Annotated in this window: 19 protein-coding genes; 10 read left to right on the forward strand and 9 right to left on the reverse strand. The window is 59.5% G+C overall.

Annotated features, from left to right (window positions below):
* Positions 1-27: 27 nt before the first annotated feature.
* The gene (locus QRN50_RS07125) at positions 28-1,923 is read right to left on the reverse strand and encodes a potassium transporter Kup (protein ID WP_004406174.1); all 1,896 of its coding nucleotides are present in this window, start codon (positions 1,921-1,923) and stop codon (positions 28-30) included.
* 333 nt (positions 1,924-2,256) lie between these two features.
* Between QRN50_RS07125 and QRN50_RS07130 the strand changes: the two genes are divergently transcribed.
* The 6 genes from QRN50_RS07130 (at position 2,257) to tsaA (ending at position 7,593) form a co-directional block, all read left to right on the forward strand.
* Complete coding sequence (locus QRN50_RS07130) at positions 2,257-3,348, forward strand: catalase family protein (RefSeq protein ID WP_024641887.1); 1,092 nt, start codon at positions 2,257-2,259, stop codon at positions 3,346-3,348.
* 311 nt (positions 3,349-3,659) lie between these two features.
* Positions 3,660-5,003, forward strand: a complete 1,344-nt coding sequence (gene rimO, locus QRN50_RS07135) for a 30S ribosomal protein S12 methylthiotransferase RimO (RefSeq protein ID WP_058398526.1) — start codon at positions 3,660-3,662, stop codon at positions 5,001-5,003.
* A gap of 102 nt (positions 5,004-5,105) precedes the next feature.
* On the forward strand, positions 5,106-5,546 hold the full coding sequence (locus QRN50_RS07140; protein WP_004406183.1) for a GNAT family N-acetyltransferase: 441 nt from the start codon (positions 5,106-5,108) through the stop codon (positions 5,544-5,546).
* 92 nt (positions 5,547-5,638) lie between these two features.
* On the forward strand, positions 5,639-6,349 hold the full coding sequence (locus tag QRN50_RS07145; RefSeq protein WP_003339519.1) for an rRNA pseudouridine synthase: 711 nt from the start codon (positions 5,639-5,641) through the stop codon (positions 6,347-6,349).
* Positions 6,350-6,428: 79 nt separating this feature from the next.
* Complete coding sequence (locus tag QRN50_RS07150) at positions 6,429-6,890, forward strand: YehS family protein (protein ID WP_003409371.1); 462 nt, start codon at positions 6,429-6,431, stop codon at positions 6,888-6,890.
* 10 nt (positions 6,891-6,900) lie between these two features.
* Entirely contained in the window at positions 6,901-7,593 is a 693-nt protein-coding gene (gene tsaA, locus QRN50_RS07155; RefSeq protein WP_024643240.1) for a tRNA (N6-threonylcarbamoyladenosine(37)-N6)-methyltransferase TrmO, read from the forward strand.
* 96 nt (positions 7,594-7,689) lie between these two features.
* Here the strand turns inward: tsaA and fpr are convergent, their stop codons facing one another.
* Positions 7,690-8,469 (reverse strand): ferredoxin-NADP reductase, encoded by a 780-nt coding sequence (gene fpr / locus QRN50_RS07160; protein WP_002554680.1) that lies wholly within the window; start codon positions 8,467-8,469, stop codon positions 7,690-7,692.
* 123 nt (positions 8,470-8,592) lie between these two features.
* On the opposite strand from fpr, the gene QRN50_RS07165 reads away from it, so the two are divergent.
* Positions 8,593-9,519 (forward strand): LysR family transcriptional regulator, encoded by a 927-nt coding sequence (locus QRN50_RS07165; RefSeq protein ID WP_003339525.1) that lies wholly within the window; start codon positions 8,593-8,595, stop codon positions 9,517-9,519.
* Between the two features lie 17 nt (positions 9,520-9,536).
* On the opposite strand, the gene QRN50_RS07170 is transcribed toward QRN50_RS07165, so the two are convergent.
* The 4 genes from QRN50_RS07170 to QRN50_RS07185 form a co-directional block, all read right to left on the reverse strand.
* Positions 9,537-9,902 (reverse strand): diacylglycerol kinase, encoded by a 366-nt coding sequence (locus QRN50_RS07170; RefSeq protein WP_096126435.1) that lies wholly within the window; start codon positions 9,900-9,902, stop codon positions 9,537-9,539.
* Positions 9,903-9,985: 83 nt separating this feature from the next.
* On the reverse strand, positions 9,986-10,633 hold the full coding sequence (erdR, locus tag QRN50_RS07175; RefSeq protein WP_003319664.1) for a response regulator transcription factor ErdR: 648 nt from the start codon (positions 10,631-10,633) through the stop codon (positions 9,986-9,988).
* 15 nt (positions 10,634-10,648) lie between these two features.
* Complete coding sequence (locus QRN50_RS07180; RefSeq protein WP_096104203.1) at positions 10,649-10,831, reverse strand: hypothetical protein; 183 nt, start codon at positions 10,829-10,831, stop codon at positions 10,649-10,651.
* Positions 10,832-10,877: 46 nt separating this feature from the next.
* Positions 10,878-11,588, reverse strand: coding sequence for a tRNA-uridine aminocarboxypropyltransferase (locus tag QRN50_RS07185; protein ID WP_096126436.1), 711 nt, complete (start codon positions 11,586-11,588; stop codon positions 10,878-10,880).
* 255 nt (positions 11,589-11,843) lie between these two features.
* Between QRN50_RS07185 and QRN50_RS07190 the strand changes: the two genes are divergently transcribed.
* Together QRN50_RS07190 and QRN50_RS07195 are read left to right on the forward strand one after the other, a co-directional pair.
* Positions 11,844-12,260, forward strand: a complete 417-nt coding sequence (locus QRN50_RS07190; protein WP_004406195.1) for a quorum-sensing-regulated virulence factor family protein — start codon at positions 11,844-11,846, stop codon at positions 12,258-12,260.
* Between the two features lie 193 nt (positions 12,261-12,453).
* A complete protein-coding gene (locus tag QRN50_RS07195) occupies positions 12,454-13,566 on the forward strand; it encodes an LOG family protein (RefSeq protein ID WP_011266989.1) in 1,113 nt (370 codons plus the stop codon).
* A gap of 13 nt (positions 13,567-13,579) precedes the next feature.
* On the opposite strand, the gene recX is transcribed toward QRN50_RS07195, so the two are convergent.
* The 3 genes from recX to QRN50_RS07210 form a co-directional block, all read right to left on the reverse strand.
* Entirely contained in the window at positions 13,580-14,047 is a 468-nt protein-coding gene (gene recX, locus QRN50_RS07200; RefSeq protein WP_004406202.1) for a recombination regulator RecX, read from the reverse strand.
* Positions 14,048-14,052: 5 nt separating this feature from the next.
* Complete coding sequence (recA, locus tag QRN50_RS07205) at positions 14,053-15,117, reverse strand: recombinase RecA (protein WP_002554688.1); 1,065 nt, start codon at positions 15,115-15,117, stop codon at positions 14,053-14,055.
* Between the two features lie 93 nt (positions 15,118-15,210).
* On the reverse strand, positions 15,211-15,711 hold the full coding sequence (locus tag QRN50_RS07210) for a CinA family protein (RefSeq protein WP_024659888.1): 501 nt from the start codon (positions 15,709-15,711) through the stop codon (positions 15,211-15,213).
* A 486-nt stretch (positions 15,712-16,197) separates the two neighbouring features.
* On the opposite strand from QRN50_RS07210, the gene mutS reads away from it, so the two are divergent.
* Positions 16,198-18,765: a DNA mismatch repair protein MutS gene (mutS, locus tag QRN50_RS07215; RefSeq protein ID WP_162885225.1), complete on the forward strand. Its 2,568-nt coding sequence runs from the start codon at positions 16,198-16,200 to the stop codon at positions 18,763-18,765.
* Positions 18,766-18,873 lie beyond the last annotated feature (108 nt).

Raw genomic sequence — 18,873 nt, forward strand, 5'->3', positions numbered from 1 at the left:
TGCGCTGCCGGGCAACCCGGCCAACGTTTACATCTCCACTTGGGTACCCAACTCGATCACCCGGTTGAATGGCAGCTTGAAGAAGCGCAGGTTGCCGTTGGCGTTCTTGAGCATGAAGGCGAACAACGCTTCACGCCAGCGAGCCATGCCATCCATCTTGGACGGGATCACGGTCTCGCGGCTGAGGAAGTACGTGGTGCGCATGGGACTGAAGTCCAGCTCCGGCAAGTGACACAGGGCCAGCGCAGCCGGTACATCGGGCTCATCGATAAAGCCGAAGTGCAGGATCACCCGATAGAAGCCTTCGCCATAGGATTCGACTTCGAAGCGCTGAGCGGACGGCACACGCGGCGAGTCTTCATACACCACCGTCAACAGCACCACTTGCTCGTGCAACACCTGGTTGTGCAGCATGTTATGCAACAGCGCATGGGGTACGGCATCCGAACGTGCAGTCAGGAACACTGCCGTGCCCTGTACCCGGTGCGGCGGCTGGACGCGAATGCTGCCGATGAAGATCGGCAATGGCAGGCCGCCCTCGTCGATTCGCTCCGCGAGCAACTGCTTGCCGCGCTTCCAGGTGGTCATGAGGATAAACAACACCGCGCCCGCCAGTACCGGGAAGGCCCCGCCCTGGAAGATCTTCGGCACGTTGGCCGCGAAGAACAGACCGTCCACCAGCAGCAGGCAGATCAGCAACGGAACAGCCAGCAATGGCGGCCATTTCCAGAGCATCAGCATGACCGTCGACACCAGAATGGTGGTGCAGAGCATGGTCCCGGTCACCGCGACGCCGTAGGCAGACGCCAGCGCGCCAGACGATTCGAAGCCGATCACCAGCAGAATCACACCCGCCATCAGCGCCCAGTTGACGGCACCAATGTAGATCTGGCCTTGCGCGTCGCTGGAGGTGTGCTGGATGTGCATGCGCGGAATGTAGCCCAGCTGGATCGCCTGCAGCGTCATCGAGAAGGCGCCGGAGATCACCGCTTGCGAGGCGATGATGGTCGCCATCGTCGACAGGCCGATCAGTGGCAGCAGCGCCCAGCCCGGCGCCAGCAGGTAGAACGGGTTACGAACCGTTTCAGGATTGCCCAGCACCAGCGCACCCTGACCGAAATAGTTGAGCAGCAGCGCAGGCAGCACAAGGATGAACCACGCGCGTGAAATCGGCTTGCGACCGAAGTGACCCATGTCGGCATACAGCGCCTCGGCACCGGTCAGGGCAAGCACCACAGCCCCCAGAATGGCCACACCAATGCCCGGATGGATAATGAAGAAATTCACGCCCCATGCCGGGTTGACCGCTTTCAGCACTTCCGGCGACTGCATGATGCCGTAGACCCCCAGCGCACCGAGCACCAGAAACCAGGTCACCATGACCGGGCCGAACAGCACACCGATACGCGCGGTGCCATGACGCTGAATCAGAAACAGCCCCACCAGCACAATCAGCGCCATGGGCACGATCCAGTGATCGAGGCCATCGAACGCCAGCTCCAGCCCTTCCATCGCCGACAACACCGAAACCGCAGGGGTGATCATGCTGTCACCGTAGAACAATGCGGCGCCGAACAGGCCGAATACCACCATCATCATTTGCAGCCGGGGATGCTTGGCCGAAGCGCGCCGCGCCAGGGCCATCAGCGCCATGATGCCGCCCTCACCCTGGTTATCGGCACGCAGGACGAACGCCATGTACTTGAACGAAACCACCCAGATCAGCGACCAGAAGATCAGCGACAGCACGCCGAGAATCGCGTCATGGGTCACGTCCACACCGTAACCACCCTGAAACACCTCCTTGAGGGTGTACAGCGGACTGGTGCCGATGTCGCCGTAAACCACCCCTACCGCGGCGATCAGCAGCCCGATGGGCTTGGCAGCGCCTCCGGCCTCCGCATGACTGTTTGCTTGACTCATCCACTACTCCCGGAAACCAGACATGAGGTTCAACACTGAGAACATCACAAGGCGTAACAATTCAGATTCAGCCAGACATTGACATGCCTCGGCGCGATGGCGCGAAGCATAACGCAGCACTCGTCGTAATTCTTGGTGAAACGCAGATCGTCGCAACGACCCGGCCTGCCACCACGCCTTGATCACTGCCTGATGAAGGCGTTTTTCGAGGCAGCGTTTCTCATGGAACGACAAAAATATCGGCCGGTCATTAGTTAAGCCTGCCGCATCAGGGGTCTTCAAGAACCGCATCGACGCCCGGGCCCCCTGATTACCTCTGACCGAGATGCTCTGATGACCACACAAAACCTGACTGTCCAGCCTTTACCCTTCCAGCCCTCATTTGAAGTCGTTCCGGATGATGAAGCGCAGACCAGCAAAGAGCTGGTCGAAGCCATGCATTCCATCCTCGAGACCACTTATCAAGATACAGGGCACGCCATTCGCAGTGTGCATGCCAAGGCTCACGGCTTGCTCCACGGTCAGATTCAAGTGTACGGCGACCTGCCCGAGCCATTGGCCCAGGGTGCCTTCGCCAGGCCCGGCAACTTCCCGGTGGTCATGCGCTTCTCGACCAACCCGGGCGACATCCTCGACGACAAGGTATCAACGCCTCGAGGCCTGGCCATCAAACTGGTCGGCGTCGAAGGCCCGCGCTTGCCCGGCAGCGCAGAGGCAACCACCCAGGACTTTGTCATGCAAAACGCCAAGGCGTTTACTGCCAAGGACCCCAAAGCGTTCTTGAAGACCCTGAAGTTGCTGGCCAAGACCACCGACAAGGCGCCGAGCATGAAACGCGCGCTGTCTGCCGTCCTGCGTGGCATCGAGTCGGTGATCGAGTCTGCCGGAGGCGAAAGTGGCACACTGAGAAGTCTCGGCGGGCACCCGATGACCCACATCCTGGGCGAGACGTTCTACACCGTCGTACCGTTTCTGTACGGCCCCTACTACGCCAAACTCAGTGTCGTGCCGGTCTGCGCCGAATTGATTGCACTGACCGACAAGGCTGTGGACCTGAAAGACAACCCGGACGGTCTGCGCGAAGCAGTCAAAGCGTTCTTTCTTGAACACGATGCCAGCTGGGAAGTGCGCGTCCAGTTGGCCACGGACCTGGAAAAAATGCCGATCGAGGACGCCTCGGCGATCTGGCCGGAAGACCTCAGCCCTTACGTGGCCGTGGCTCGAATCGATGTGCCCCGCCAGTCATCGTGGTCGGAGCAAAACGTCCAGGAAATCGACGAAGCCATGGCATTCAGCCCGTGGCATGGCCTTGAGGCGCATCGTCCATTGGGCGGCGTCATGCGCGTGCGCAAACCGGCCTATGAACACTCGGCGGGCTTTCGCAGCCAGCACAACGGCTGCCCGATGCATGAACCGCGGCGCTGAGAGCATGTGACAGCCAGTCCAGGCCTGCGCAGTCGGGCCTGGACTTCATTCAAACTGTCACTGCCGCCCTTTGCAACATCGGCTATTTCCCTCAATACACTGCGTGTGCCGGCGTTACTGCCGGTCGTGATGCGATCGGCTCGTCAAGCGCTGGCCCTGGCTGCGTCTCGCGTACGTCGTAATTCTCATGCAAACGCTGGTCATCCTGCCCACTCGCCGCTAGAATTGCGCACTTTTTGATCAGAGGCGCAGCAAGCGCCCAGTCAGCGCCTGCGCTTCGCGTCCGGGCGCCCTTCACGCCGAGGTTTGCCATGTCCACCGTCACCACGCCGTCCGCCCCCAAGGTTGGATTCGTTTCACTGGGTTGCCCAAAGGCACTCGTTGACTCTGAACGCATCCTGACCCAGCTGCGCATGGAAGGTTACGAAGTCGTTGCGACCTACGAGGACGCCGACGTGGTGGTGGTCAACACCTGTGGCTTCATCGATACGGCCAAGGCCGAGTCGCTGGAAGTGATCGGCGAAGCCATCAAGGAAAACGGCAAGGTCATCGTGACCGGCTGCATGGGCGTCGATGCGAGTGTCATTCGCAATGTGCATCCGAGCGTGCTGTCGGTGACCGGCCCGCAGCAGTACGAGCAGGTGGTCAACGCGGTGCATGATGTCGTGCCGCCCCGCCAGGATCACAATCCGTTGATCGACCTGGTGCCGCCACAAGGCGTCAAACTGACTCCGCGCCACTACGCGTATCTGAAAATTTCCGAAGGCTGCAACCACAGTTGCAGCTTCTGCATCATCCCGTCGATGCGCGGCAAGCTGGTCAGCCGCCCGGTGGGTGATGTACTGGACGAAGCCAAGCGCCTGGTCAAATCCGGCGTAAAGGAACTGCTGGTCATTTCCCAGGACACCAGCGCCTATGGCGTTGACGTCAAATACCGCACCGGTTTCTGGGACGGTCAGCCGGTCAAAACCCGCATGACCGAGCTGTGCCAGGCGCTGGGCTCGATGGGTGTCTGGGTGCGCCTGCACTATGTCTACCCGTACCCGCACGTCGACGAACTGATCCCGTTGATGGCCGCGGGCAAGATCCTGCCGTACCTGGACATCCCGTTCCAGCACGCCAGCCCGAAAATCCTCAAGCTGATGAAGCGTCCGGCCTTTGAAGACAAGACGCTGGCGCGCATCAAGAACTGGCGTGAGCAGTGCCCGGACCTGATCATCCGCTCGACCTTCATCGTCGGTTTTCCCGGCGAAACCGAAGAAGACTTCCAGTACCTGCTGGACTGGCTGACCGAAGCGCAGCTGGACCGGGTTGGCTGCTTCCAGTACTCGCCGGTTGAAGGCGCGCCCGCCAATCTGCTGGACGCGGCCATCGTGCCGGACGACGTCAAGCAGGATCGCTGGGATCGCTTCATGGCTCATCAGCAGGCAATCAGCGCTGCGCGCCTGCAGATGAAAATCGGCAAGGAGATCGAAGTGCTGATCGACGAAGTCGACGATCGTGGTGCCGTGGGCCGCTGCTTCTTCGACGCCCCGGAAATCGACGGCAACGTGTTCATCGGCCTGGACGACGGCAGCACCGTTCAGCCCGGCGACAAGATCATGTGCCGAGTGACCGATGCCGACGAATACGACCTGTGGGCCGAAATGCTCTAAGTACTCTCCCTGGTCGCAAGCGAAAGCCCTGCCCTTTAACCGGCAGGGCTTTTTCGTCTCTGGCTGTTGTCTATCCAGGACCGGCTTAAAGGAGGACGCGAGATGCAGCTATACACACCGGATACCCATGATTACCCGGAAATGACCGAGGTATGGGAACGCTCGGTGCGCGCCACCCATGACTTTCTGCCAGACGCCTACATCACCCGGCTCAAGGGGCTGCTGCCGCAGTATCTGGGCAGTGTGACCCTGTTCTGTACAAGGGATGAGCAGCTCAACATCACCGGCTTTGCGGGTGCGCACAAGGACAGTCTGGATATTCTGTTCATCGACCCGGACCATCGCGGCCAGAAGCTGGGCACGCAGTTGCTGACTCATGCAATCGAGCAGTTCAATATCCGCGAGCTGGACGTCAACGAGCAGAATACGCAGGCATTGGGGTTTTACCGCAGGCATGGTTTCGAGGTTGTCAGCCGCTCTGAAATCGATGGTCTGGGCCAGCCTTACCCCATGCTCAGAATGCGCCTGATCAGTCGTAACTGACACCGATTGCAGCGCAAATGCAATGTTGCCGCGATTAACCGTCGCCGGGCGGTTACAATGGCGACTTTATTTTAGCAAACGGCTTTTTTGTCATGACAGACCCCATTCGCCTTTCCAAACGCCTTATCGAGCTGGTCGGTTGCTCCCGCCGGGAGGCCGAACTGTTTATCGAGGGTGGCTGGGTCACTGTGGACGGCGAGGTCATCGAAGAACCGCACTTCAAGGTCAGCACCCAGAAAATCGAGCTCAGCCCGGACGCCAAGGCCGACTCGCCCGAGCCGGTGACGATCATCCTGCACAAACCCGCCTCGGCAAGCGCCGAAGAAGCGTTGCAGATGATCACGCCGGGTACGCTCTCCGTAGAGCACAGCTACAGCAAGCGTCCGCTCAAGGGCCATTTCATGCGCCTTGAGGCGATTTCAAGCCTGCAGGCCAACGCCAGCGGCTTGATGGTATTCAGCCAGGACTGGAAAATCCTGCGCAAGCTCACCGATGACCGCAGCAAAATCGAGCAGGAATACGTGGTGGAAATCTCGGGCGAGATGGTTGCTCACGGCCTCAATCGGCTGAACCACGGCCTGACCTACAAAGGCAAGGAGCTTCCAGCCGTGAAAGCCAGCTGGCAGAACGAGAACCGCCTGCGCTTTGCAATGAAAAACCCGCAGCCCGGCATCATCGCCCTGCTGTGCGAGGCCGTCGGCCTGAAGATCGTCGCTATCCGCCGCATCCGCATCGGCGGCGTGTCCATGGGCAAACTGCCCGAAGGCCAGTGGCGCTACATGACGGCCAAGGAAAAATTCTGACCCTCGCGCCACCCACCTTATTACAGCGCGCATGACCACCGTCATGCGCTGCCCTACGACTTATCAGGAAACACGCCTCATGATGAACAACGATGTACTGCGCAGCGTGCGCTACATGCTCGATATCAGCGACAGCAAGATTGTCGAGATCACCGCACTGACCGGTTTTGAAGTGTCGAAGAGCGATGTCATCGCTTTCATGAAAAAAGAGGAAGAAGAAGGCTATCTGGATTGCAGCGATGAAATCATGGCGCACTTCCTCGATGGCCTGGTCTACTTCAAGCGTGGCAAGGACGACAGCCGTCCGCCACAGGCGATCGATTTGCCGATCACCAACAATATCGTCCTGAAAAAACTGCGCGTGGCGTTCGAACTGAAAGAAGACGACATGCACGCCATCCTCAAATCAGTCGACTTCCCGGTTTCCAAACCAGAACTGAGCGCCCTGTTCCGCAAGGTCGGACACACCAACTACCGCGCCTGTGGCGATCAACTGCTGCGCAATTTCCTCAAGGGCCTGACCCTGCGCGTGCGTGGCTGAATCGGTCCCGATGAGCTACAACGTCTCCCCTGTCGGCTTCGTGCGCTCCTGCTTCAAGGAGAAGTTCGCCATCCCGCGCCAGCCACAGCTGGCACCGGCGGCACGCGGCGTGCTGGAGCTGGTGCCACCTTTCGATCAGGGTGAAGCGGTTCAGGGGCTGGAACAGGTCAGTCACGTCTGGCTGCTGTTTCTGTTCCACCTGACACTGGAAGACAAGCCACGCCTGAAGGTGCGCCCGCCGCGCCTGGGTGGCAACCAGTCGATGGGCGTGTTCGCTACCCGCGCAACCCATCGCCCCAATGGCATCGGCCAGTCGGTGGTCAAGCTGGACAAGGTCGAGCCCGGGCGACTCTGGCTGTCCGGCATCGACCTGCTGGATGGCACGCCGGTGCTGGACATCAAGCCCTATGTGCCCTACGCCGACGCAATCGCCGACGCGACCAACCACATCGCCAGTGCTGCGCCAGACCTGATACCGGTGCGCTGGCAGGAGGCCGCGCTGCAACAGGCTCGTGAACACGCGTTGCGCCTGAACGAGCCGCTGGTCGAACTGATCGAGCAGTGCCTGGCCCAGGACCCGCGCCCGGCCTATCAGCTGCCCACGCCGGAACGTCGCTATGGTGCTCAGTTCTGGGATCTGGACGTGCGCTGGCACTACCCGCAGGCCGGCGTGATTTGCGTGCTTGAAGTGCTGCTCGCCTGAGGCTGCTGCTGATCTGAACTGATCGAGGCAACAAATCCCGCACAACAAAAACCCGCCTGATCCACTCAAGGAAGAGGCGGGTCTTGTGCAGCCGGCTTACTTCTCGACGAACGCACGCTCGATCAGATAGTCGCCCGGCTCACGCATACGCGGCGAAACGGTCAGGCCGAAGCTGTTGAGCACTTCGCTGGTCTCGTCGAGCATGCTCGGGCTGCCGCACAACATGGCACGGTCGTCCTGCGGGTTGATCGGCGGCAGGCCGATGTCGCTGAACAGCTTGCCACTGCGCATCAGGTCAGTCAGACGACCTTCGTTCTCGAAAGGCTCGCGGGTGACCGTCGGGTAGTAGATGAGTTTGTCACGCAGCGCTTCACCGAAGAATTCATTCTGCGGCAGGTGCTCGGTGATGAATTCGCGATAGGCGACTTCGTTCACGTAACGCACGCCGTGGCAGAGGATGACCTTCTCGAAACGCTCGTAGGTTTCGGGATCCTGGATGACACTCATGAACGGCGCAAGGCCGGTACCGGTGCTCAGCAGGTAAAGATGCTTGCCCGGCTTGAGATCGTCCAGCACCAGCGTACCCGTAGGCTTCTTGCTGATGATGATCTCGTCGCCTTCCTTGAGGTGCTGCAACTGGGAAGTCAGCGGGCCGTCAGGCACCTTGATGCTGAAGAACTCCAGATGCTCTTCCCAGTTCGGGCTGGCAATCGAATAGGCGCGCATGAGCGGACGACCGTTTGGCTGCTGCAGACCGATCATCACGAACTGACCGTTCTCGAAACGCAAACCAGGGTCGCGGGTGCACTTGAAACTGAAGAGGGTGTCGTTCCAGTGGTGGACGCTGAGGACACGCTCGTGGTTCATGTTGCTCATGTACGTGAGGACTCCTGAAAAAATAGTGCGCGCAGAAGCACTGCGCTATTGCGCAACATTCTAGTGGCAGACACAATATCTGTTAAATGAATTATCAAGATATAGGTTATCGGTTATATAGATATGCGATTTACTCTCCGTCAGCTCCAGGTATTTGTGGCCGTCGCCCGGCAGGAAAGCGTCTCCAAGGCCGCAGTACTGCTTTCGCTTTCGCAGTCGGCTGCCAGCACCTCCATCACCGAGCTGGAGCGCCAATCGAGCTGCCAGCTGTTTGACCGTGCCGGCAAGCGCCTCAGCCTCAACGCCACCGGCAGACAATTGCTGCCCCAAGCCGTCGCGCTGCTCGATCAGGCCAAGGAAATCGAAGACCTGCTCAACGGTAAATCAGGCTTCGGTTCACTGGCGGTCGGGGCGACGCTGACGATCGGCAATTACCTGGCGACCCTGCTGATCGGCGGCTACATGCAGCGCCATCCGGAAAGCCAGGTCAAGCTACATGTCCAGAACACGGCGCATATCGTGCAACAGGTTGCGCACTACGAGATCGATCTGGGCCTCATCGAAGGCGATTGCAGCCACCCGGACATCGAAGTGCAATCCTGGGTCGAAGACGAACTTGTGGTGTTCTGCGCCCCGCAGCATCCGCTGGCCAAGCGCGCCCAGGTAACCCTGGAAGAGCTGACCCATGAAGCCTGGATACTTCGGGAACAGGGCTCAGGCACACGCCTGACGTTCGATCAGGCGATGCGTCATCACCGTAACGGGCTGAATGTCCGACTGGAGCTTGAGCACACCGAAGCCATCAAACGCGCAGTGGAATCCGGGCTGGGCATTGGCTGCATTTCCAGACTGGCGCTGCGCGACGCCTTTCGTCGCGGCAATCTGGTCGAACTGGCCACGCCGGAGCTGGACCTGGCCAGGCAGTTCTACTTCATCTGGCACAAACAGAAATACCAGACCTCGGCCATGCGCGAGTTTCTCGAACTGTGTCGCGCATTCACCGCCGGGGTGCAGCGCAGCGACGAGATCGTGCTGCCCAGTCTGTATTGACGATCTGTACCAAAGCGTCAGCCCAGCAGAATGATCGCCCACACCAGACCAATCATGCTCAGGGCGATGAACTGGGCAGCACTGCCCATGTCCTTGGCGTTCTTGGACAGCGGGTGCAGCTCCAGCGAGATGCGGTCAATGGCCGCCTCTACGGCCGAATTGAGCAGCTCCACGATCAGCGCCAGCAGGCACACGGCAACCAGTAAGGCATGCTCGCCCTTGCTGACGTGCAGGAAAAACGACAGCGGGACCAGGACCACGTTGAGCAGTACCAACTGGCGGAAAGCCGCTTCACCTTTGAAGGCTGCGCACAAACCGTCCAGTGAATAACCCGCGGCATTAAGAATACGTTTCAGACCGGTTTGGCCTTTGAAGGGCGACATAGAGAGGCTGCTGTGTAAAAAAGATGAGGAAAGCTAAGGCAATAAAGGTCAAAAAAGCGTGAATACTCGCAACCTGAAAGCCGTCAGCTGGACGAAATGGACTCAAGCTGCTGTAACAACAATGCTGCCTGGGTACGCGTGCGTACGCCAAGCTTGCGGAAAATGGCTGTGACATGTGCCTTGATGGTCGCTTCGGACACGCTGAGTTCGGAAGCGATCTGCTTGTTCAGCAAGCCTTCACAGACCATCGTCAGCACTCGAAACTGCTGAGGCGTCAGGCTGGCAAGGCCTGCGCTGGCAGCCTTTGCTTCGTCTGAAACACTGATCACTTCATTGACCTGCGGCGGCCACCAGACGTCACCGTCAAGCACCGTGCGTACCGCCTGCTGAATGACTTCCAGCGAGCTGGATTTGGGAATGAAGCCGCTGGCACCAAACTCTCTGGAGCGCACCACGATGGAAGCTTCTTCCTGCGCCGAGACCATCACCACCGGTATCTGCGGGTACTGGCCACGCAACAGGACCAGCCCGGAGAAGCCGTAGGCCCCTGGCATGTTCAGGTCCAACAGAACCAGATCCCAATCAGCCTTCTCCCCCAGGCGCGACTCAAGCTGGGCAATGCTTTCTGCCTCGACCAGCCGTGCGTCAGGCCCCAGGCCAATGCTCAGCGCCTGATGCAGCGCACTGCGAAACAGGGGATGATCATCAGCGATCAGGATGTCGTAGGTCATGTAATGATCCTGTTTTTATAGTGAGGGGCCGAAGACTCGGCCGCCCAGCAAGGCTGGCGAACGCACAGTGCGAAACCCGAAGCGGGCCCCGGCGCACTGCCAGACCAGATGAATCGGCTTCCAGGCGGCGCCAAGCATGCCCAGCATGGCCATGACGGTCAAGCGCGAAGCGTCGATACCCGGGAACATAGATGGCAATTAGCCAAACCCGTGCAGTTCGGCAGCCCCTGGTTATGAACAGCCTTCAAATGAACGCCTTCAAGTGGGTATGCGCCACGTCGTCGGGATCAATCGGGTTCTGGTACTTGGCGCCCAGGTAATGAGCGCTGAACACGTCCAGATAAGCATCCAGCACTCCGCTGGCACTGGCGTCACCGGCCAGTTCCAGACACAGGGCGGCCACTTCCGCCGTGCAGAAGTGATCGTCACGCCTCGATCGACGCAAACGGTAACGCGAGATCTGCTCGGGCTCCAGACTCAAAACCGGAAACTGCTCCAGATACGGGCTCTTGCGAAACATCTTGCGTGCTTCGGTCCAGGTGGCATCCAGCAGAATGAACAGCGGGCGCTTGCCATCCAGGCGCGAGACCCTATTGACCACGCGCTCCTCGGCGACAAATTCTCCGGGAAAGACGATGTAGGGCTGCCACTGCGGGTCGTCCAGCAAGGCGAGCAATTGCTCATCGACCTCTATCCGCGACCAGAGGAAGGCATGAGTGTCCTGGATGACATCGGCGATCAGCCAACCAGTGTTGGTCGGCTTCAAGGGCTCGGTGTCATACATCAGCAGGCAGATGCCTGAATCGGCAGCGACGCTGGGTCGCCATTCGCACAGACAATAGCTGGAGATCACCCGGCATTCCGGGCAGCGCGGCGCGCGCGAGCCTCGGGCAATAAAAGGCCTGGTACTGCGGGCCAGACGCTCATCGCGCAGGCGGGACACGGCATGGCTCATTACAGGACACACCTGCGGGGGAGATACATCGACACCACAAAGACTCGGCAGGACTAAAGTGCGCGCAGTTTATCAGAGCCCCGGCACTTCAACGCGCTTTCGGTACGGCAGCCTCTTTTCGTCCAGAGTCTAGGCCCGAGGAAGACTCCTGCTCTATACTGCTGCGCCACAGCACCCCCGCGCTATCGGTGGGCTGCCCGGAACGCACTTTGAAGTCGCTGGTCCAACGGCCAGTGACTTAATCAGGAGAGTTTAATGCTGCGCCTTATCGTACCCACCCTTACGCTTTTGCTCGTTACTCCACTGTGCGCCCAGGCGGCGTCGAAACAGGAGTTCGAACTCAGCAAGATGCTGGAAAAAGTCGCTAAGGAAAGCAGTGTCGGCACGCCGAGAGCGATCAACGAAGACATCCTCGATCAGGGCTATACCGTCAGCGGCAACCAGCTGATCAACCACCTGAGCGTTCGTGAAGGCCAGGCTCAGCAGATGCGCGCCAACCCGGACGTGATGCGCAACCAGTTGGGCAATAGCGTGTGCCACAACAATGGTTTTCGCCAGTTGATGACCAAGGGTGCCGTACTCAAGTATCAGTTCACCGAGTACAAGACCAACCGCCCGGTTGCGACGCAGACCTTTCAGGCTTCCGACTGCACTGTAAAGCCCAAGCAATAAGCCACGCCCGACATGTAGCCTCCCCCCGCGCGCCTGTTCTTCAGGCGCGTCATTCGAGCAGTACTCAAGACATCCTGCAACCAATCCACCCTGGCAATGAACAGGGAATGGGTAGCCTTTCTCTGCAAACCGGGACATCATCGATTCAACACGCCCCACCGGGCCATCGATCCTGCAGGAGGAAAAATCCCGAATGCCGTATGTACCTGACGATCTTCTATCCCGACACTTTCAAAGCGACGGTCTCGACCTGACCAGCAAGATTGAAGAGCACATCAATGAGGTGGCTCCGGGCACGAAAAACCTTCCGCTGTACCGCGACATGATGCTCACCGTGTTGCGCATGGCCCAGGATGACCGTAACCGCTGGGACGTCAAGATAACGCTGCAGACCCTGCGCGAACTGGACAAAGCCTTTCGGGTGCTAGAGCGCTTCAAGGGCCGCCGCAAAGTCACTGTCTTCGGCTCCGCTCGTACACCAATGGAACATCCGCTGTACGCCCAGGCCAGAGAGCTGGGAGAAAAACTGGCCAGCTCCAACATGATGGTCATCACCGGCGCAGGCGGCGGCATCATGGCGGCAGCCCATGCCGGTGCAGGCTTGAAACACAGCCTCGGGTTCAACATTACCCTGCCCTTCGAACAGCACGCCAACCCGACGGTAGAGGGCAGCGAAAACCTGCTGCCCTTCCACTTCTTCTTCACGCGCAAGCTGTTCTTCGTCAAGGAAGCCGACGCGCTGGTGCTATGCCCAGGCGGCTTCGGAACTCTGGACGAAGCCCTGGAAGTGCTGACGTTGATACAAACCGGCAAAAGCCCGTTGGTGCCTGTGGTATTGCTGGACACGCCTGGCGGGAGTTTCTGGCAAGGTGCGCTGGACTTCATCAAGCACCAGTTGCAGGACAATCACTACATTCTGCCAGCCGACATGAAGCTGATGAGGCTGGTTTACAGCGCCGACGAAGCGGTGCAAGAGATCAATCGGTTTTACGCCAACTTCCATTCCAGCCGCTGGCTGAAAAACAAGTTCGTGATCCGTATGCATCATGCGCTGAGCGAGCAAGCTCTGGAGCACATGCAGGAAGCGTTCGCTGACTTGTGCATCAATGAAAACTTTCACCAGCACAGTTATCAGGGCGAAGAACACGATGAAGCGCAGTTCAGTCACCTGACACGACTGGCGTTCACCTTCACAGGCCGCAATCAGGGCAGGCTTCGTGAACTGGTGGATTACATCAACCAACAGGAAAACTGGGAAGACGCTTCAGCGACCAGGGACGCAGCTCAGAAACGGGCGCCACAGTAAACGCCCCGATATATCAGTCATCTCCGCCACGGCCGCTTAACAAGCGGCCGATCATTTCCAGCGGATAGCCTCGATAACTCAAAAAACGCCCCTGTTTGGCTCGCTCGCGCGCATCGACAGGCAGAGCACCGGCAAACTTGCGCTGCCAAAGCTCGTAAAGCTTCTCCTGCCAATCAATACCGCAGTCCCTGAGCGCCTGCTCAATGTCGGCACGTTGCAAGCCACGCTGACCAAGCTCTTCGCGAATACGAACAGGACCGTAGCCCGAACGTGCCCGGTAAGACACGAAGCTTTCAAGGTAGCGGGATTCAGAGAGCAGACCTTCCTCGACCAGGCGATCAAGGGCGGCATCGATAAGCTCGGGGGGAGCGCCGCGCTGACGCAGTTTACGCGTCAGCTCGACTCGACCGTGCTCGCGACGTGCGAGCAGGTCCATTGCAGTGCGCCTGACGGCGACAGGTGTATCGAGTACGGCAGGCATGGCTATCAGATATCGACATCTGCTTCAGACATATCATCGGCAGCCACTGCTTCACGGGAGCCGACAGCCTTGGTGTCGACGCCAGGGGTCAGCAATTTGTCGCGGATCTGCTTCTCGAGCGCTTTGCAGATTTCCGGGTTATCTGCCAGGAACTTGGCCGAGTTGGCCTTGCCCTGACCAATCTTGCTGCCCTGGTAGCTGTACCAGGCACCGGACTTCTCGACAAAACCATGCAGAACGGCCAGATCGACGATTTCACCGTTCAGGTAGATACCCTTGCCGTAAAGAATCTGGAACTCGGCCTGACGGAACGGCGGAGCCACCTTGTTCTTCACAACCTTGACGCGGGTTTCGCTGCCGACAACCTCATCGCCTTCCTTGACCGCGCCCGTACGACGGATGTCCAGGCGTACCGAAGCGTAAAACTTCAGCGCGTTACCACCGGTGGTGGTTTCCGGGCTGCCGAACATCACGCCGATCTTCATGCGGATCTGGTTGATGAAGATCACCAGGCAGTTGGCGTTCTTGATGTTGCCGGTGATCTTGCGCAGCGCCTGCGACATCAGACGCGCCTGCAGACCCACGTGCATGTCACCCATTTCGCCTTCGATCTCTGCCTTCGGCACCAGCGCAGCAACGGAGTCGACCACGATCACGTCGATGGCATTGGAGCGCACCAGCATGTCGGTGATTTCCAGCGCCTGCTCACCAGTGTCCGGCTGCGAAACCAGCAGGTCGTCGACATTGACGCCCAGTTTGCCTGCGTACTCCGGATCCAGCGCGTGTTCGGCGTCGACAAAGGCACAGGTAGCGCCCATTTTCTGGGCCTGGGCGATGACCGACAGCGTCAGTGTGGTTTTACCGGAAGACTCAGGACCGTAGATTTCCACGATCCGGCCTTTTGGCAGTCCGCCAATACCGAGAGCGATATCCAGACCCAGCGAACCGGTGGAGATGGCAGGGATCGCCTGGCGATCGTGATCGCCCATGCGCATCACGGCGCCTTTACCGAACTGACGCTCGATCTGACCCAAGGCCGCAGCCAAGGCTTTCTTCTTGTTGTCGTCCATTGAAGTCCTCACGTAATCAAATTCAATTAGGGCCTTGATGGCCACAACACCTGTATAAGTAGACAGTATTATTCCACAGCAGTGAGCGCGCGCCTACCCCTGTTTTGGCATTTCTCCGCGCGCAAGCTGTATCAGCCCGTGCAGCGCGGCTTCGACCGTCTGTCGACGAACCTGATCACGGTCGCCATCGAACCGGTAACAGCGGCTGACCGACGCATCATCCTTGCCCCAGCACAGCCACACAGTACCGACCGGTTTGTCCGGCGAACCGCCGCCGGGGCCTGCGACACCGCTGACCGCGACGGCGAATCGTGCACCGCTTTCACGCTGCGCGCCTCGCACCATGGCTTCGACGACCGGCTGGCTGACCGCCCCGACCTGTTCGAACAATACCTCGGGCACCCCTAACTGACGGGTCTTCTGGGCATTCGAATAGGTCACGTAACCGGCTTCGAACCACGCCGAGCTGCCGGCAATGCGCGTGATCGCTTCGGCGATTCCGCCCCCCGTACAGGATTCGGCAGTGGTCACTTGCGCGTTCATTGCGTCGAGAAGCCTGCCAAGCGTATCGGCAAGCCCGGTTATCTCACTCACGGTGTAATCGTTCATGCTGGAAAGCCTGTAAAGGTGAATCCTGGAGCCGCGCACCTGCCGCGCAACGGTACTGAGCATGCTGCTTTACTTGTCATTTTTCCTGCGCCCGGGCTTTTTGACCGTTTCCACCGTGGTTTCTCTCGGCCTTTTTCTGGCTTCTTCCAAAGGGATGAAGCGCCCGCTGACAGAGTCCCTTGCTCGTTTGTTCTTCATATAAAAATCCTTTTTTATAAGTTACCGCCCGGAGATCGAGTGGCAGCGATGAAAGTCTATACGGCAAATCGAGCTGCATGGCTGTCTGGAAACGCCCGGTCACCAATACGCGGGCGCCACGCTGTCACTGCACCACCCGGTCGAGCGTGATAACCTTGCCGCCATCGCACATACCCGGCAGACGCCCCTTGCTTCAGACAAGGGCTACCCGTCGCGTCTCAAGGTTGCCTCACTCCTCTCAAGAACTTGCCTAAGCCACTGATGAATAAAGCAATTTCCGACCTCTCCGCACACACTCCGATGATGCAGCAGTACTGGAAACTCAAAAACCAGCACCTGGATCAGCTGATGTTTTATCGCATGGGCGATTTCTACGAGATCTTCTACGAAGACGCAAAGAAAGCCGCCAAGCTACTGGACATAACCCTGACCGCACGCGGCCAGTCGGCAGGTCAGAGCATTCCCATGTGCGGGATTCCCTACCACGCAGCCGAGGGTTATCTGGCCAAGCTGGTGAAACTGGGCGAATCGGTGGTGATCTGCGAGCAAATCGGCGACCCGGCCACCAGCAAGGGGCCGGTGGATCGTCAGGTGGTGCGGATCATCACGCCAGGGACCATCAGCGATGAGGCCTTGCTCGACGAGCGCCGCGATAACCTGATCGCCGCCGTGCTGGGTGACGAACGCCTGTTCGGCCTGGCGGTACTGGATATCACCAGCGGCAACTTCAGTGTGCTGGAGATCAAGGGTTGGGAGAACCTGCTGGCCGAGCTCGAGCGCATCAACCCGGTCGAGCTGTTGATTCCGGATGACTGGCCACAAGGTCTGCCCGCCGAGAAACGCCGTGGTTCTCGACGTCGCGCACCCTGGGATTTCGAGCGCGACTCAGCCCATAAAAGTCTGTGTCAGCAGTTTGCAACCCAAGACCTGAAGGGTTTCGGTTGCGAAAACCTCACGCTGGCCATTGGTGCTGCCGGCTGCCTGCTCAGTTATGCCAAGGAAACCCAGCGTACCGCCCTGCCCCATTTACGCAGCCTGCGTCACGAACGTCTCGACGATACCGTGATCCTCGATGCCGCCAGCCGCCGTAACCTGGAACTGGACACCAACCTGTCCGGGGGCCGTGACAACACCCTGCAATCGGTCATGGACCGCTGCCAGACCGCAATGGGCACGCGGTTGCTGACCCGCTGGCTGAACCGGCCACTGCGCGACCTGACCATCCTTCAGGCACGGCAGACATCGATCACCTGTTTTCTGGAACGCTATCGCTTCGAAAACCTGCAGCCACAGCTCAAGGAAATCGGCGACATCGAGCGGATTCTGGCGCGTATCGGCCTGCGTAACGCGCGGCCACGTGACCTCGCCCGCCTGCGCGACGCACTGAGCGCCCTGCCCGAACTGCAACAGGCGATGAGCGATCTGGACGCGCCCCATCTGCAGCAGCTTGCGCAGACTGCCGGTACCTATCCCGAGCTGGCCGACCTGCTGCAGCGCGCGATCATCGACAATCCACCAGCCGTCATCCGTGACGGCGGCGTTTTGAAGACGGGCTACGACGCTGAACTGGATGATCTGCAGTCGCTGAGCGAAAACGCCGGTCAGTTCCTGATCGATCTGGAAGCCCGCGAAAAAGCCCGTACCGGCCTCGGCAACCTGAAAGTCGGCTATAACCGCGTGCATGGCTACTTCATCGAGCTGCCAAGCAAGCAGGCCGAGCAGGCGCCGGCTGATTACATACGCCGCCAGACCCTGAAGGGCGCCGAGCGCTTTATCACGCCCGAACTCAAGGAGTTCGAAGACAAGGCGTTGTCGGCCAAGAGCCGTGCACTGGCTCGGGAAAAGATGCTCTACGAAACGCTGCTCGAAGACCTGATCGGTCATCTTGCGCCGCTTCAGGACACGGCAGCGGCTCTGGCCGAACTGGACGTGCTGAGCAACCTTGCGGAACGCGCGCTGAATCTGGACCTCAATTGCCCACGCTTTGTCGCCGAACCGTGCATGCGCATCGAGCAGGGTCGCCATCCGGTGGTGGAACAGGTTCTAAGCACGCCTTTCGTGGCCAACGACCTGGCGCTGGACGACAGCACGCGCATGCTGGTCATCACCGGCCCGAACATGGGCGGTAAATCGACCTATATGCGTCAGACGGCGCTGATCGTACTGCTGGCCCATATCGGCAGCTTCGTCCCCGCCGCCAGCTGCGAACTGTCGCTGGTCGACCGGATCTTCACGCGCATCGGCTCCAGCGACGACCTGGCGGGCGGACGTTCGACGTTCATGGTCGAAATGAGCGAAACGGCAAACATCCTGCACAACGCCACCGATAAGAGTCTGGTGCTGATGGATGAAGTCGGGCGCGGTACCAGCACCTTCGACGGCCTGTCGCTGGCCTGGGCGGCAGCCGAGTGTCTGGCGCAACTGCGTGCCTACACGCTGTTCGCCACGCACTATTTCGAACTGACGGTGTTGCCGGAAAGCGAACCGCTGGTGACCAACGTGCACCTCAATGCCACCGAGCATAACGAGCGCATCGTGTTCCTGCACCGCGTCCTGCCCGGGCCTGCGAGCCAGAGCTATGGCCTGGCCGTGGCGCAACTGGCCGGTGTGCCGGGCAAGGTCATCAGCCGCGCCAAGGAGCACTTGCAACGTCTGGAAACCACCAGCCTGCCGCACGAGCAGCCGCGCGCCAAACCCGGCAAGCCCGCTGTCCCGCAGCAGAGCGATATGTTCGCAAGTCTGCCGCACCCGGTGCTCGACGAGCTGTCGAAGGTCAAGGTCGACGATATGACCCCGCGACAGGCGCTGGATTTGCTATACACATTGCAAACTCGCCTGTGACGCGAAGCGTTACATACTGTTAGAATCCCGCGCGGTTTGGGACGCTCTCGGCTTTTAGCCTGGTCGAGGCGTTTTTCGAGCCGCGTGAAAATGCAGCGAACCGCCGGT

The sequence above is a fragment of the Pseudomonas sp. MEJ108 genome, from assembly GCF_030208985.1.
GTDB lineage: Bacteria > Pseudomonadota > Gammaproteobacteria > Pseudomonadales > Pseudomonadaceae > Aquipseudomonas > Aquipseudomonas fragariae.